The sequence below is a fragment of the Nocardia sp. NPDC003345 genome (assembly GCF_053589395.1).
In genome coordinates this window covers 23,322-38,237 of sequence record NZ_JBSFRU010000020.1, presented here as the reverse complement: position 1 = coordinate 38,237, position 14,916 = coordinate 23,322, and the positions used below count along the sequence as shown (strand labels likewise).

At 68.3% G+C, this 14,916-nt stretch carries 13 protein-coding genes; 7 read left to right on the top strand and 6 right to left on the bottom strand.

What is annotated here, in order from left to right; genetic code table 11:
* Positions 1-212 precede the first annotated feature (212 nt).
* Both ACWDU1_RS04590 and ACWDU1_RS04585 read left to right on the top strand, forming a co-directional pair.
* The gene (locus ACWDU1_RS04590) at positions 213-1,496 is read left to right on the top strand and encodes an MFS transporter (protein ID WP_449995888.1); all 1,284 of its coding nucleotides are present in this window, start codon (positions 213-215) and stop codon (positions 1,494-1,496) included.
* Positions 1,497-1,524: 28 nt separating this feature from the next.
* Positions 1,525-2,493, top strand: a complete 969-nt coding sequence (locus tag ACWDU1_RS04585; RefSeq protein WP_449995887.1) for a DMT family transporter — start codon at positions 1,525-1,527, stop codon at positions 2,491-2,493.
* 270 nt (positions 2,494-2,763) lie between these two features.
* Here the strand turns inward: ACWDU1_RS04585 and ACWDU1_RS04580 are convergent, their stop codons facing one another.
* The 4 genes from ACWDU1_RS04580 to ACWDU1_RS04565 form a co-directional block, all read right to left on the bottom strand.
* Positions 2,764-5,043, bottom strand: a complete 2,280-nt coding sequence (locus ACWDU1_RS04580) for a heavy metal translocating P-type ATPase (RefSeq protein ID WP_449995886.1) — start codon at positions 5,041-5,043, stop codon at positions 2,764-2,766.
* A gap of 22 nt (positions 5,044-5,065) precedes the next feature.
* Positions 5,066-5,953 carry a hypothetical protein gene (locus ACWDU1_RS04575; RefSeq protein WP_449995885.1) on the bottom strand — a complete coding sequence of 296 codons (888 nt, stop codon included), beginning with the start codon at positions 5,951-5,953 and terminating at the stop codon, positions 5,066-5,068.
* A gap of 239 nt (positions 5,954-6,192) precedes the next feature.
* On the bottom strand, positions 6,193-6,933 hold the full coding sequence (locus tag ACWDU1_RS04570) for a lysophospholipid acyltransferase family protein (protein ID WP_449995884.1): 741 nt from the start codon (positions 6,931-6,933) through the stop codon (positions 6,193-6,195).
* Between the two features lie 66 nt (positions 6,934-6,999).
* Positions 7,000-7,761, bottom strand: a complete 762-nt coding sequence (locus ACWDU1_RS04565; RefSeq protein WP_449995883.1) for a lysophospholipid acyltransferase family protein — start codon at positions 7,759-7,761, stop codon at positions 7,000-7,002.
* Positions 7,762-7,865: 104 nt separating this feature from the next.
* On the opposite strand from ACWDU1_RS04565, the gene ACWDU1_RS04560 reads away from it, so the two are divergent.
* The 5 genes from ACWDU1_RS04560 to hemC all read left to right on the top strand — a co-directional run bounded on the left by ACWDU1_RS04560 (position 7,866) and on the right by hemC (position 13,118).
* A complete protein-coding gene (locus ACWDU1_RS04560; RefSeq protein ID WP_449995882.1) occupies positions 7,866-8,876 on the top strand; it encodes a hypothetical protein in 1,011 nt (336 codons plus the stop codon).
* Between the two features lie 44 nt (positions 8,877-8,920).
* On the top strand, positions 8,921-10,498 hold the full coding sequence (locus tag ACWDU1_RS04555) for a Rieske 2Fe-2S domain-containing protein (protein WP_449995881.1): 1,578 nt from the start codon (positions 8,921-8,923) through the stop codon (positions 10,496-10,498).
* A gap of 40 nt (positions 10,499-10,538) precedes the next feature.
* Entirely contained in the window at positions 10,539-10,778 is a 240-nt protein-coding gene (locus tag ACWDU1_RS04550) for a type II toxin-antitoxin system Phd/YefM family antitoxin (protein WP_449995893.1), read from the top strand.
* A 361-nt stretch (positions 10,779-11,139) separates the two neighbouring features.
* On the top strand, positions 11,140-12,060 hold the full coding sequence (locus ACWDU1_RS04545) for a helix-turn-helix domain-containing protein (RefSeq protein WP_449995880.1): 921 nt from the start codon (positions 11,140-11,142) through the stop codon (positions 12,058-12,060).
* Positions 12,061-12,191: 131 nt separating this feature from the next.
* The gene (gene hemC / locus ACWDU1_RS04540; protein WP_449995879.1) at positions 12,192-13,118 is read left to right on the top strand and encodes a hydroxymethylbilane synthase; all 927 of its coding nucleotides are present in this window, start codon (positions 12,192-12,194) and stop codon (positions 13,116-13,118) included.
* Between the two features lie 96 nt (positions 13,119-13,214).
* Here the strand turns inward: hemC and ACWDU1_RS04535 are convergent, their stop codons facing one another.
* Both ACWDU1_RS04535 and ACWDU1_RS04530 read right to left on the bottom strand, forming a co-directional pair.
* Entirely contained in the window at positions 13,215-13,598 is a 384-nt protein-coding gene (locus ACWDU1_RS04535; protein WP_449995878.1) for a hypothetical protein, read from the bottom strand.
* 241 nt (positions 13,599-13,839) lie between these two features.
* Complete coding sequence (locus tag ACWDU1_RS04530; RefSeq protein ID WP_449995877.1) at positions 13,840-14,805, bottom strand: helix-turn-helix transcriptional regulator; 966 nt, start codon at positions 14,803-14,805, stop codon at positions 13,840-13,842.
* Between the last annotated feature and the right edge of the window lie 111 nt (positions 14,806-14,916).

Here is a 14,916-nt window from a genome sequence, read left to right as displayed (position 1 = left end):
GCGTCCGGCCGAGCGGCGCGAACTGGGCGCCCCGGCCGACGACAACGGGTGGATCCCGCTGTAGCGGCGCGCCGTTGTCCGAAAATGGCTTGACCCGCGTGCGTCCGGCGCGAATGCTGATCGCTGTGCGAATGATCTTCTACCACCGTTGAGCCGGGTCCGCCCGCTCCGATCGGGAGGCAGGACTGCGCTCGCTGACACTGCGTGCGACATTGTTCGCCGCGACAGGCGACCTGATCCCGTACTACGGGCTCTACGCCCTGCTGTTCGCCGACCACGGTTTCGGTCCCGGACAGATCTCGTTGCTGCTCGCGCTCTGGTCGGCGACCGCCTTCGTCTGTGAGGTGCCCTCGGGCGCCTGGGCCGATACGGTGTCGCGCCGCGGCCTGCTGATCGCGAACGGCCTGCTGATGACGGCCGGTTTCGTGCTGTGGACGGTGGTGCCGTCCTATGCCGGTTTCGCGCTCGGGTTCGTCCTCTGGGGGCTGGCGGGCGCATTGCGTTCGGGCACCTTCGAGGCCCTGCTCTACGACGAACTCACCGCCAGAGGTGAATCCCGCGCCTATGCCCGCGTGCTCGGTTACACCAGATCGGGTAGCGAACTGAGTGCGGTGATCGCGATTCTCGCCGGGACCCCGCTGTACCTGTGGGGTGGATACGCACTGGTCGGCTGGGTCAGCGTCGGCTGCGCGGTACTGCATACGGTGCTGGCGCGCAGCCTGCCTGCCGCGCCGAAGACCGTATCCGCCGCCGCGGTGGCCGACCTCGACGAGGACGATTCCGGTGAACCGGCCGTGCTGACGCCCGCTCCCCGGCCCGGCACCGCCGAGCCCGCGGTGGCCGGCGGGGCCGATGGTTCCGGGACCTTCCGGAGGTATCTGCGGATGCTGCGCACCGGTGTCGGCGAAGCGGTCCGGGTGCGCAAGGTGCGGTACGGGGTGGCGCTGGGTGCGCTGCTGTACGGGATCACCGCGTTCGACGAGTATTTCGGCCTGGTCGCGGGGGAGGCGGGAGTGGCGACCGCGGTGGTACCGGTGCTGGTCGGGGTGACGGTGCTGGGGTCGCTGGCGGGTTCGCTGCTGGCGGGCCGGACCGAGGCGATGAGCGCGCGGGTGATGGCGTGGGCGCTCGGCGGCGCGGGTGTGCTGTTCGGGGCGGGCGCGCTGATCGCCGGGGCGGCCGCGCACCGGCCGGGGGCCGTGTACGTGCTCACCGTGCTCGGTTTCACGGCGCTCGCCGCCGCGTACGGCACCGTCTACAACGCCGGCATCATCGCCGAGGCACGGTTGCAGGACGCCATCAGCGGGCCCGCCCGCGCCACGGTCATGTCGGTGGTCGGGCTGCTGGAGGAACTTGTCGGACTGGCCGTGTTCGGGTTCGTCGCGCTGCTGACGCTGTGGCTGCCGATATCCTCGGCGATCGCGGCGCTGGGTCTGGCATTGGTCGCGATCGGCCTGCTGACACCGGCCTGGCTGCCGTCCCGGCCGGGCCGGTAGTCCCCGCGCCGTCGGTAGGGTTTCGATCATGGTGTGGCGGCAGTGGGGTCTCGGTCTCGGGCTGGTCATCGGGGCCGGGGTCGCGACACAGGGCCGCATCAACGGAGAGCTGGGAGCCCGGCTGGAGGACGGCGTCGCCGCGGCGGTGGTGAGTTTCGGCAGCGGTTTCGCGGTGCTCATGGTGGCCGTCGCGCTCGGTCCCCGGCTGCGCGCGGGGTTGCGGGCGGTCCGCGGCGCGGTTGCGGCACGGGAACTGCGGCCGTTCCAGCTGCTGGGCGGGTTGTGCGGGGCGATGTTCGTGGCGAGCCAGTCGCTGACGGTCGCCACGATCGGGGTCGCCGCCTTCACGGTCGCGGCGGTATCCGGCCAATTGCTGAGCAGTCTGCTGGTCGACCGGCTGGGAGTGGGCCCGGGCGGCCGTACGCCGGTCACCCCGGCGCGAATCGCGGGGGCGGGACTGGCGGTGGTCGCCGTGCTGGCGGCGGGGTCCGGTGGCGCCGGTCCGGAGTCGAACACCGCGGGCTGGCTCTCCGGTGTACCGACGCCGCTGCTGCTCGCGCTGCCGGCCCTCGCCGGGTTCGGGCTGGCCTGGCAGCAGGCGTGGAACGGCAGGATCGGCGCGAGCGGCAGCCCGTTCGCGGCCACGGTGATCAATTTCGGGGTGGGCCTGGCGGGGCTGCTGGTGATCGAATCGCTGGTGCTGATCGCGGTGGGCCCGCCCGCTCGGTTTCCCGGCGAACCCTGGCTGTATCTCGGTGGGGTGATCGGCGTGGTGTTCATCGCGGCCGGAGTGCTGGTGGTGCGCTGGGTGGGGGTGCTGCTGATGGGATTGAGTACGGTCGCCGGGCAGTTGTCGGCGTCCCTCGCGCTGGATTGGATGCTGCCCACCGGGGCTGAGCTGTCGGTGGTGAAGGTCGTCGGTTGTGTGCTCACCCTGGTCGCGGTGGCGATCGCGGCCCGCTCCACCACTCCCGAGGAGGCACGGGTCGCGGACTAGGGCATCTGCTGCCACACCGGGGGCTCGCGGCCATGCCTGGGTCGTTCCGATAGTGCGCCGTGCCGGACTTCGCACAAGGGGTGGGTGTTCGATCGAGCATGCTGCCGGTGTCCCGGCCGGTGGTGGGCACCGCGCCGAGTTTCGTCAGGGAGGCGTCGGAACTCGGCAGGGCCGGTCCCGCGCAACGCGGCGGCCGCCGGACGGTTGTCCGGCGGCCACCGCGCGCTACCCGGTGCGAAGGGGACAGGATCCCCGGAGGCAGGCCGCCCGTCAGTGCGTGGGGCGGAAATTGCGCAGGCGCAGACTGTTGCTGACCACGAATACCGAGGAGAAAGCCATCGCGGCTCCCGCCAGCATCGGGTTGAGCAGCCCGGCCATCGCCAGCGGGATCATGGCGACGTTGTAGCCGAAGGCCCAGAACAGGTTGCCCTTGATGGTGCCCAGGGTGCGCCGGGCCAGCCGGATCGCGTCGGGCGCCGCGGTGAGGTCGCCGCGGACCAGGGTCAGATCGGCGGCCTCGATGGCGATATCGGTACCGGTGCCGATGGCCAGCCCCAGGTCGGCGCGGGCCAGGGCGGCGGCGTCGTTGACACCGTCGCCGACCATCGCGACCACCTTGCCCTCGCCCTGCAGCCGTTCGATCACCGCGACCTTGTCCTGCGGCAGCACCTCGGCGATCACCTCGTCGATCCCGACCTCGGCCGCGATGGATTTCGCGGCGGTGGCATTGTCGCCGGTCAGCATGATCGGAGTGAGCCCCAGGGCACGCAGCCGGGAGACCGCCTCGGCGGAGGTCGGTTTCACGGTGTCGGCCACGACGAGCACTCCGCGCACCTGTCCGTCCCAGCCCACCGCCACCGCGGTCCGGCCCTTGCTCTCGGCCGCGCGCATGGCCTGCTCGAGTTCGGCATCCGGATACAGGGCGTAGTCCGCGAGCAGACCGGGCCGCCCGACGACCACCGCGTGCCCGTCGATCACGCCCTCGACCCCGAGTCCGGCGATATTGCGGAAACCCTCGACCGGCCGGAGATCGCCGACCCGATCGCGCGCACCCGCGGCGATCGCGGCGGCGATCGGATGCTCGGAGGCGTCCTCGAGGGATCCGGCCAGCCGCACCACCTCGTCGGTATCGGCGCCACCGGCCGCGATCACGTCCACCAGCGTCATCCGGCCGGTGGTGACGGTGCCCGTCTTGTCCAGGACCACGGTGTCCACGCGCCGGGTGGATTCCAGCACCTCGGGACCTTTGATGAGGATGCCCAGCTGGGCGCCGCGGCCGGTGCCGACCATCAACGCGGTCGGGGTCGCCAGGCCCAGGGCGCACGGGCAGGCGATGATCAGGACCGCGACCGCGGCCGTGAACGCCGCCGCCACCGACCCGCCGGTGCCGAGCCAGAAGCCCAGGGTCGCCACCGCCAGCGCGATCACGATCGGTACGAACACTCCGGAGATCCGGTCGGCCAGCCGCTGGGCCTGTGCCTTTCCGGACTGGGCGTCCTCCACCATTCGCGCCATCTGCGCGAGCTGGGTATCGCCGCCGACCCGGGTCGCGCGCACGGTCAGCCGGCCGCCCACGTTGACCGTCGCGCCGGTGACGGTATCGCCCGGGCCGACCTCCACCGGTACCGGTTCACCGGTCAGCATGGACACATCCACCGCCGAGGAGCCCTCGGCGATCACACCGTCGGTGGCGATCTTCTCCCCGGGCCGCACCACGAAGCGGTCGCCGACGGCGAGTTCGCCGACCGGTATCCGCTGTTCGGTCCAGGTGTCGCCGGCGCCCGGCCGGAGCACGGAAACCTCCTTGGCGCCCATCTCCAGCAGCGCCCGCAGCGCCGCCCCGGCCCGCCGCTTCGACCTGGCCTCGAAATAGCGACCCGCCAGGATGAAAGTGGTGACCCCGGCGGCGGCCTCCAGATAGATGCTGCCGGTGCCGTCCATGCGGGCGATGGTGAATTCGAAGGGGTGGGTCATGCCCGGGGTGCCCGCGGTGCCCCAGAACAGGGCGTAGAGCGACCAGCCGAACGCGGCGAGGGTACCCAGGGAGACCAGGGTGTCCATGGTCGCGGTGGCGTGGCGCAGATTGGTCCAGGCGGCCCGGTGGAACGGCCATGCGCCCCAGACCACCACCGGCGCGGCCAGGGTGAGCGAGAGCCACTGCCAGTTGGTGAACTGCAGCGCCGGGATCATCGCCATCGCGATCACCGGAACGGTCAGCACCAGCGAGATCAGCAGCCGGGTGCGTAGCGCGCCGGTGGGGTCGGACGGTTCGACCGCCTCCGGTTCCGCGACGGGCGGCTCCGGCAGGGCCGCCGTGTAGCCGGTGGCCTCGACCACGGCGACCAGATCCGCGGGGGCGAGGCCGGCCGGGTAGTGGACCCGGGCCTTCTCGGTCGCGTAGTTGACGGTCGCGGTGACGCCGTCGAGGCGGTTGAGTTTCTTCTCGATGCGGTTGGCGCAGGAGGCGCAGGTCATGCCGCCGATCACCAGTTCGACCTGCTCGGTCGGGCGGGTGGTCGCCGGTGTGGTTTCGTCTGCCTGGGTGGTCATCGTCTCTGCTCCGTGGCCGGTATCAGTGGCCGTGGCCGTTGTCGGTGGGTGCCGCGGTGGCGGTTACGGGGACCGTGAACTCGGCCCGGTGCACCGCTGCGTCGTGGCGGAATTCGAAGTACAGCCGGTAGTCGCCCGGTCCGGGGGCCGTCACCGCGAAGGTTACGCCCGGTCCGGCGGGCGTGGTGCCGTCGCCCGGGTGTCCGGCGGGGTGGACGTGCAGATAGCCGAGGTCGGCGGTCCGCAGGGCCACGAGGTGGCCGTAGGCGCCCAGGTAGGGCTGCAGATCGGTAACCGGTTTCCCGCCGCGTGTGACGGTGAAGGTCGCGTCGGTATGCGCTCCGGGGGCGAGGCCGCCCGACATTTCCACGGTGTATTCGCCGGTGGTCGCGGTGGTGGCGGCCGGGGGCAGCGGGCGGGGTGTGTAGTTCCCGGCGACCCGCAGGTCCGCGCCGAGGGTCAGCGGTGTGCCGTCGGCGGTTACGAAGTCGGCGAAGACCCGGTAGTCGCCGGCGCCCGAGAGGTCGAGCGGGGTGCTCCAGGTTCCGTCGGCGCCGAGGGCTGGATGCAGGTGCCGGTATCCCGCCATATCGCGGCGCACCACGATCAGGTGCAGGTCCTTCTCGTGCTCGGCGGTGTACCGCGTGACCGGACGGCCCGCGCTGTCCTGGATGCGGAAGCGCAGGGTGCGGTCGCCGGTGGAGGTGATGGGCTCCGCGAGCACCAGCGTGTATCCGCCCGCGCCGGCGGTCAGGCCGCCGGGGCTCGCGGCCTCCGGCTCGCCGGTGGCCGCGCTGTGCTCCTCGGGCTCGGTGCCGGGGGTATCGACCAGGGTTCCCACTCCCAGCGCGATACCGAACAGGGCGACAAGCCCGAGCGTGAAGCCCGCGAACTTCGTCGATGTTCTCATCGGGTACTCCATCCATCGATCGGCGGCGATCCGCGCCGCCGTTGATGGTTACGGTACCCCCCTAGGGTATTTTGTCAACAGTGCTCGTGGAGGTAGGGAAATAGCTCGAGTCTCTGGAGTGTGCAATGGTGGCGACCGCCGCCCGACCGGATACGCCCGTACGGACCCGGCACGGCCGCGTGCAGCCACCCGATACCCCCGCGGGGGTATCGGCGACGGTGTCGGCGAGTGGACCGGTCTCAGGAACGCCGGGCCCGGCGGCGCGCGTACTCCTCGGCCTCCAGCACGGCGGCCTGATCCAGGGTGGGCGCACCGCCGCCCAGCCGGGCCGGTACCCACGGCTCGCCGGGCGGCATCGGGTAGCCCTCTTGCGCGGACTCCAGCAGTCCGGCCATCCGGGTGCGGAGGGCAGTGGTCACCTCGGCCACCGAACCCTCGGCGGCCAACGGCTCACCGATCCGGATATGGATCGGGAAATTGTGGCGGCCGAGGCGTTTCGGGAAACCCTTGGTCCAGATCCGCTGCGCGCCCCAGATGGCCATCGGGACAACCGGCGTCTCCGATTCCAATGCCATCCGCGCCGCCCCGGATTTGAATTCCTTCAGCTCGAAACTGCGGCTGATGGTGGCCTCCGGATAGACGACGACCAGTTCGCCGTCGCGCAGCGCGGTCACCGCCCGGCCGTACGATTGCGCCCCCGCCGACCGGTCCACGCCGATCGCCTTGCAGTGCTTCATCAGGAAACCGACGATGCCGTGTTCGAGTTCGGCCTTCATCATGTACCGCACATTGCGGCCCGAGCGGCGTCCCACGACCCCCACCTGCATGAAATCCAGGTATGCCGTGTGGTTCACCGCGAGAACGGCACCGCCGGTACGCGGGATATGTTCCTGACCGCGGATATCGATCCGGAGTCCCTGCGCGAAATCGACCGTATGCACCAGCCCGGCGAGAACATCGAAAACCGGCTCCCGTGCCATCGTCCGCTCCTGATCAGTACCCGCATCCGCCCGCTCGCGGCCGCCACCTGCTCGGCGGAACCGATGTTACGCGCCGGGGTCGTCCTGTTCGGCGCGTTTGCGGGCCGCGCGTTCCTCGGCCTCGGCGGCGTCCAGGACGTCGGCCTCCGCCAGCGTGGGCGCGCCGCCGCCCAGCCGGGCCGGAACCCAGTACGCACCGGGCTCGTGCACGTAGGTCTCCTGCAGCCCGCTCAGCAGTTTCTGCATGGTGACCTTGAGTTCGGCGGTGAGGTCGGCCGCCGGCTCATAGGGTGGGATCGGCGCCCCGACGGCGATGGAGATCGGCGTGTTGGTGCGGCCCAGCCGCTTCGGATGACCCTTGGTCCAGACCCGCTGCGCACCCCAGATCACGATGGGGATGATCGGCACCTCGGCCTCGATCGCCATCCGCGCGGCCCCGGACTTCAGGTCCTTGATCTCGAAACTGCGGCTGATGGTGGCCTCGGGATAGACGCCCACGAGTTCACCGGCGCGCAGGTACTCCACGGCCGATTTATAGGATTCGGCACCGGCGGTGCGGTCCACCGGAATATGTTTGAGCGCCCGCATGATCGGCCCGGAGATCTTGTTGTCGAAGACATCGTGTTTGGCCATGAACCGGATATAGCGCTTCGGTGTGCGCACGGGCAGGCCCGCGTAGGTGAAGTCCATATAGCCGGTGTGATTGACCGCGAGAACCGCACCGCCCCGGGCGGGAATGTTCTCGTCGCCGGTGACGGTGAATTTCAGGCCCTCGAGGAAGAAGACGGTCCGGGCGAGCCCGATGATCGTCCGGTAGACGGGTTCCACAAGTCCGCTAGCGTAGTCGCTGCCATGATGACCGGCAGCGTCCGGCCCGCCGCGCCGAACCCTGTCCGGGTTGTCCGGATCCGCGCGGAGCCGGATGCGCCGAGGTGTTCGCAGGAAAGGTGATCGTCGAAGTGGAACGCGCCCGCCCCGTACCGTCGCGCCGAACCGGTGGTGCCGCCGCGCCGCAACCGGTACGTGAGGTCCCCGAGATCGCTACCGAGGGCACGGTCGCCGTGCCGGGCCGGCGGTATACCCGGGTGCGATCGCTGGCCGCCGGTCTCGCCACGGCCGGGGTCCTGCTGAGCACCGGATGCGATTCCGTATCGGGGATTCCCGGGGACGATCAGGGGGCCGGACACACCGCCCCTGCCGAAACGGCCGACTCCGCACAGCCGGATCTGCCGGCGGCCCCACCGCCTCCGGCCGCTCCGGCGCTGCCGCCGGTGCCCGCGGACGCTCCCGTCGTCGGCGCGGTGCCGGGCGTCGAGCAGGCCACGCCCGCGCTGCGACGGTTCGCCGCCGACCTGCGCGTCGGCGATATCGCGACCCTGCAGCAGCGCTGCTGGTCCCTGCCGCCGCTCACCGTGCAGACCATGTACGCCGACCCCGACGCGGTACTCACCGCTCTGGCCCGGCCCGGCACAGTGAGCGACGGAACCCTCACGTGGACCGACGGAGTGACCACCGTCACCGTGGACGAAAGCCGGGTCGCGTCCGGATATGCCTGCGGGCGGGTGTCACCCGCCTATACAGAACCCGTCTTCGACGCCGCCGATGCCCGGCACACCGTGCGCCGCTATCTCGCCCGCACCACCGGGCAGCCCCTCGACCCCGCCGACCGCGAGGAGGAATACCCGCTGGTCTGCGCCGCGGAACCCGCCGGATGGGATCCGCAGGCCACCGGCGCGCCGGTGGTTGCGCCGCTGGCAACCGATCCCGGCGCGCTCACCGGCGTCACCGGATTCGCCGACCAGCAGATCAGTTCACAGCAGTTGACGCCGGGATATATGTCGGTATCGGTGCCGGTCACGAATGCGGCAGGGGTCACACAGAATCGGACATTCCTCCTCGAGCAGGGTGACGACGGCTACTGCATCGGGGAAATCTCGGCCTGACCCACTACCCTGGAGGCCCGTAAACGGTCAGGAGGAGTGAGCTCGTGCAGATCACCAGTGTCGGACACGCGGGATTCCATATCCGGACCGCGGCCGGTTCCATCCTTTGCGATCCCTGGATGAACCCCGCGTATTTCGGTTCCTGGTTCCCGTTCCCGGACAATACCCAGCTCGACTGGGAGGAACTCGGCAACTGCGATTTCCTATACGTCTCCCATCTGCACCGAGATCATTTCGACGCCGCGCATCTACGCGAATACGTCAACAAGGACGCCACCGTCCTCCTGCCCGATTACCCGGTCCCGGACCTGCGCCGTGAGCTGGAGAAACTCGGTTTTCACAAATTCTTCGAAACCGAGGATTCGGTCAAGCACCGGATCACCGGGGCAATGGGCGCCGGCAGCGGCGATCCCACCGCGGAACTCGACATCATGATCGTCGCGTTGCGCGCCCCCGCGGACGGCCCGATCGGTGATTCCGGGCTCATCGTCTCCGACGGCGAGACCACCTGTTTCAACATGAACGACGCGCGTCCGGTGGATATGGATGTCCTGCACGACGCCTTCGGCAAGATCGATATTCATCTGCTCCAGTACTCCGGCGCCATCTGGTATCCGATGGTGTACGACATCCCCGCACGGACGAAATCCAATTTCGGCAAGCAGAAGCGGCAGCGCGGAATGGACCGGGCCCGCAGCTATATCGAACAGGTGGGCGCCACCTGGGTGGTGCCGTCGGCGGGTCCGCCGGTTTTCCTGGACGACGATCTGCGCTACCTCAACGACGATTGCGGAAACGAAGGCAATATCTTCCCCGACCAGATGGTCTTCCTGGACCAGATGCGGCAGCACGGTCACGATCGCGGCCTGCTGATGGTGCCCGGTTCGACCGTCGACGTGCACGGTTCCGACGCGGAACTCGCCCACCCCTACGATCCGGCGACGGTCTGGAGCGATAAGGCCGCCTATATCGAGAAGATGGCGCAGCGCCTGGCCCCCGTCCTGGTGGCGGAGAAGAAGACCTGGGCGCCCGCCGAGGGTGAGCCGCTGCTCGAACCGCTGCGGCAACTGTTCGAACCGATCATGGCGCAGAGCGATCTGATCTGCGACGGAATCGGTTATCCGGTCGGTCTGGTGATCGGCGAGGAAACTGTGGTCCTGGACTTCCCGAACCGCGCCGTCCGCGCACCGCTGGAAGGTGAGGGCCGGTACCGCTACGGATTCCGCATCGCCCCCGAACTCGTGCGCACCGTACTGCGCGATCAGGAACCGGACTGGGTGAACACGATCTTCCTGTCCACCCGCTTCGAGGCGTGGCGCATCGGCGGCTACAACGAATACCTCTACACCTTCTTCAAATGTCTCACCGACGAACGCATCGCCTATGCCGACGGCTGGTTCTCCGAGGCCCACGACGATTCGGCCTCCGTGGAGGTCGAGGGCTGGGAGATCCAGCGCCGCTGTCCCCACCTGAAGGCCGACCTGTCGAAATTCGGTGTAGTGGAAGGAAAAACCCTCACCTGCAACCTGCACGGGTGGCAGTGGGATCTGGAATCCGGTCGCTGCAAAACCTCCAAGGGCCACGAACTCCGGTCCCGGAAGGTCTCCGAACCGGCGGGGTAACGCATCGGCCGACACGGGGGAGGTGACGCGGGTGACGAGTATGACCGCCCGTGCGGCGCGGGCCGCACTGTACTCGCTCATCGAGCGGGTCAACGAGGATGCCGTGGCCATCCACATCCGCGGTCGATCGGGCAATGCGGTACTGATCTCCGAAGACGAGTACAACTCCCTTCGCGAAACCATGTACCTAATGCGTTCTCCCGCCAACGCCGCCCGCCTCGCCCAGGGAATCGCCCAACTCGAGGCCGGTGAATCGGTCGAGGTGAACGCCGAGCAATAGGTGGATAGGTCCGAATGATGCCCAAGGCTCAGGCCGGCGGCTGCTACTGACCCGGCTGGGCGCCGGCAGTGGATTGCCCAGCTGGTAAAGCACCGAAATCGATTCGATCGCACCACCTCTGACGTTCTCGGGGTATCTTTGGTGCGCCCGGAACCGGTGGATACAAGGGGGACCGGGCGGGTAGGCGGGGCCTTGGGGGCGACAGCTTCTCCGCGTCGGGCGCGTACCCAGCACAGCACCGAGATGCGGCGCTGTGCCATATGCGATCGAAATCTCTCCGAATCACCATGGTGTTTTTCATCTTGGAAGCCGGAACGGCTCTCGGATGAGGCGCCCGGTCCCCTTGAATGGAGCTGGTCGAATGGCTGAGTGCGCTGGATCGACGCTGCCCCGGCGGCAGATCGGTAAGTACCTGCGCGATGGGCGGGAGGCTGTTGGTTTGACGTTGGCCGACGTGGGCGCGCTCATGGAATGGAGTATCAGCACTGTCCAGCGGCTGGAAGTCGGCAAAACCGAGCGGATCCGGTTGGTGGACTTGGAGGCTTTGTGCCGGATCTACGAGTTCAGCGAGGAGTTCACCGAGGTTTTGAAGGGCCTGGCCTTGCAGGCCAACGATAAGAGCTGGTCGCATGATTTCGCCGAGCCGATCCCGGCACATTTCGATGTGTTCGTCAACCTGGAGTCGGGTGCCGGTCGGATCGGTACATACGAGCCCGAGATTGTGCCGGGGATCGTGCAAACGCGGGACTACGCCGCAGCCCTTATGCGGTCGGCGTTTCCGGACGCGCCGCCTTCCGAGCATGAACGCCGGGTGACAGCGCGCCTCCGGCGGCAGGCGTTGATCACTCGAAAAGCCCGACCGGTCAGCATCGAAATACTGCTTCGGGAATCAGTTCTCCACGGCCTGGTGGGTGATCGTCGTGTCATGGCCGCCCAACTGCGGTATCTGGCCGACCTTGCCGGTCTGCCGAATGTGACTCTCAACATCCTGCCTTTCGCGGCCGGGTTTCCGCTGGGGAAGGTAACGGGTCCATTCGTCCTGCTCCAGCCGAGGAGTCAGAGGCCCCGGAAGGTCGAAGAGCCAAGGGTCGTCTATGTGGAGAGCTTCACCGGCGATATGTTCTTGGAGAAAGAGTCTGCGGTCGACACATATGCCGAGTGGTTTCGAATGCTTCTGGACGTGTCGTTGAACACTGTCGAGAGCAGGGACTTGCTGAGGCGAACTGCGAGAAGGTACGTCTCACGAACGGGACCGAGCAAAAGGCCGGACTATCGGAAATAAGGACACCGAGGACCGGCACGCACGATCCATGCAGGCGCATCGCCGGTCATCGCTCAATCGAGGCGGGTGGCTTTCGAGGTGATCCCCACTGCACCTTCCGGCCCGATTTTCAGCGGCGGTAGAGTCACGCCATGGCTTCGCGCATCATCCGGATCGCCACCCGCTCCAGCCCGATGGCGGTGGCACAGGCCGAGCAGGTCGCTGCCGGTCTCGCCGGGTTCGGGGTGGAAACCGAATTGGTGAAGGTGACCTCCGCCGGTGACCGCTGGATGGGGGATCTGGCGCAGCTCGGGGGTAAGGGGGCTTTCGTCAAGGAGATCGACGACGCCCTGCTCGACGACCGGGCCGATCTCGCGGTGCACTGCCTCAAAGATATTCCTGGTGATATCCCGATTCCCGAAGGAATCGCGTTCGCCGGATTCCCGAAGCGCGACGACGTCCGCGACGCGATCATCACCAAGGACGGCCGGCCGCTGGCCGAGCAGCCCGCCGGAACGGTGGTGGGGACCAGTTCGGTGCGCCGGGCCGCGCAGTTGCGGTTGCACTATCCGGGCCTGGAGATGAAACCGCTGCGCGGGAATATGAACACCCGGCTGCAACGGCTGGAGGACGGGTACTGCGATGTGCTGATCGCCGCGGTGTCCGGGATGTACCGGATCGGCCGGGAGGACCGGATCACCGAGATCCTGCCGGTGGATGTGATGTGCCCGCCGATCGGCGCGGGTGTGCTGACCCTGGCCTGCCGCGCCGGTGACGACGAGGTCCGGGAGCTGGCGGGACGGCTCGATCATGCGGAGACCCGCAAGGTCGCCGATGCCGAACGCGCCATGCTGCACGCGCTGCAAGGGCACTGCAATTCGCCGATCGCCGGGGTGTGCGTGATCGAACCCACCGGGCGGCTTTCACTGCGTGGCAAGGTCTTCGACCTCGAGGGTACGAAGTGGCTGGATTCGCAGCACTGGGGTGTGCCGGAGGATCCGCAGGCCCTGGGCTTCTTCGTGGGTTCGGATCTGCTGCGACAGGGTGCGCGGGCCATCATCGATTCGATCCCGCACTAGGTACCGATCACGCTCGGTGTCGCGGCGGTCGGAGTCCTCACGGCCCACGATCGGCCGGAGAACGTTTCTGGCGCCGCCGCGAGCCCGGATGTCTTCCTATGTCGATGATTTCCGAAACAGCCGGGCACTCGAATACTCCGCACTGGTAACCAGTCCGCTTGCATCACACAGGGGCTGGACGAGGGAAGTCAGATGATATTCGGATGCGGAGCGCAGGAAGAGGATTTCGCCGCCGTGTTCCTGTTCGATCAACCTGTAGCCGACCCTCATCCGTTCGCCGGCCACTTCGATCCACCCGGCGCCTTCGTGTGCTCCCTCGGAAACGCCTTCCAGACCGATGGTGGTATCGCCCCCGGTGTACTCGGCCTCGTTGCGGCTGCCGAGCCAGCTGTCCATCGTCGCACCGCACGGCGGATCGGCCGCGTCGGCGGCCGGTGGCCACAACGCGACCGTCGCCATCGCCACGACCACGGCGGTCATCCCAGAGACTGTGAATCGTCGTTTCACGCAGAACCTCCGAATCTGTGCCTGGCTCGAATGCGGCCCGTGTCGACAGGTCTCCGGTGTGCTGGGAATCGACACGTGATCGGAAACCATTGAAACGGGAACCTTCCCGCTGTGGAGGTAGGCAGGGCGGCATGTCGGCCCTGAAGCTCGGGGATCGGTGGCAGAACGTGACTCGCTTCCCGTTACCGGAGGGACCGGCCATGTCGTCGCCACATCAGGCGTAGCGGGCGGCGATCGCGGCGGCGCGGTCGCGCAGGGCGGTGCGCAACGATTGCGGGGCAAGGGCTTCCGCGTCGGTGCCCAGCTGCCACAGCGCCCACTCCGCGTGCCTCGAATCCTGGAAGGTGACCTCGAGGTGCAGCAGGCCGTCGGCGCCGGTTTCTTCGGTGCGTACGGCCAGTGCGGTGCCGGTCAGTTCGTCCCGGCGGGCCGGATTCATGCGCAGGAGCACGGTGACCTGGTCGCCGCCGGTACGAAAGCGGGCACTGCGTTCCTGCCAGATCCGGCCCATATCGACCGTATCCGGTCGCTGTGCGGGTTCGGCGAGGGCTTCGGCCGCATGGATTCTGGAGAGGCGGTAGGTCCGGTCCGCGCCCGCGGTCGTGGCCAGTAGGTACCCCGTGTCACGTACGGTGACCAGGCCGATCGGGTCCACCGTTCGCCATTTCGGTGGCTGATCCACCGCCGCGTAGTGGATACGCAATTTGTGTCCGGCGAGTACCGCCCGCCGGACCTGGATCATGACGGCGTTCGGTATGTCCTCGGTGAGTTGCCGGCGCGCGAGCAGGTCGGTTTCCGGGTCGACGAGAAACCGCTGGGCCGCATCACTTGCCGTGGCCCGGTGATTCTCGGGCAGCGCGTCGACCAGCTTGCGCATCGCCGAGGCGAGGGCGGAGCCCAGGCCGAAGACCTGGTCGCCCCGGCCCGACGCGGCGGTCAACAGGGCGAGGGCCTCGTCGTGGTTCATTCCGTTGAGTTCGGTGCGGAATCCGGGCAGCAGTGCGAAACCGCCGTGCCGGCCGCGTTCGGCGTAGACCGGGACGCCGGCAGCGGAAAGCGCGTCGATATCGCGCAGCACCGTCCGGGTGGAGACTTCCAGCTCGCGGGCGAGGCTGTCCGCGGACATCCGGCCGCGCTGCCGCAGCAGCAGTACCAGCGAGATCAGCCGATCGGCACGCACCCGGAAATTCTACGGAAATACCTGACACAGGATGTCGTGATTTCCCGGGAGGCTCATTCACGCGCGGCCGGAGCGGCCGTCGTGCCTTGCGGACGTGCGTGACCGTACGAA

Coding starts and splice junctions, on each gene's coding strand:
- ACWDU1_RS04585 (WP_449995887.1), top strand. CDS start 1,525: ATGGTGTGGCGGCAGTGGGGTCTCGGTCTCGGGCTGGTCATCGGGGCC.
- ACWDU1_RS04580 (WP_449995886.1), bottom strand. CDS start 5,043: ATGACCACCCAGGCAGACGAAACCACACCGGCGACCACCCGCCCGACC.
- ACWDU1_RS04575 (WP_449995885.1), bottom strand. CDS start 5,953: ATGAGAACATCGACGAAGTTCGCGGGCTTCACGCTCGGGCTTGTCGCC.
- ACWDU1_RS04570 (WP_449995884.1), bottom strand. CDS start 6,933: ATGGCACGGGAGCCGGTTTTCGATGTTCTCGCCGGGCTGGTGCATACG.
- ACWDU1_RS04550 (WP_449995893.1), top strand. CDS start 10,539: ATGACCGCCCGTGCGGCGCGGGCCGCACTGTACTCGCTCATCGAGCGG.
- ACWDU1_RS04545 (WP_449995880.1), top strand. CDS start 11,140: ATGGCTGAGTGCGCTGGATCGACGCTGCCCCGGCGGCAGATCGGTAAG.
- hemC (WP_449995879.1), top strand. CDS start 12,192: ATGGCTTCGCGCATCATCCGGATCGCCACCCGCTCCAGCCCGATGGCG.
- ACWDU1_RS04535 (WP_449995878.1), bottom strand. CDS start 13,598: ATGACCGCCGTGGTCGTGGCGATGGCGACGGTCGCGTTGTGGCCACCG.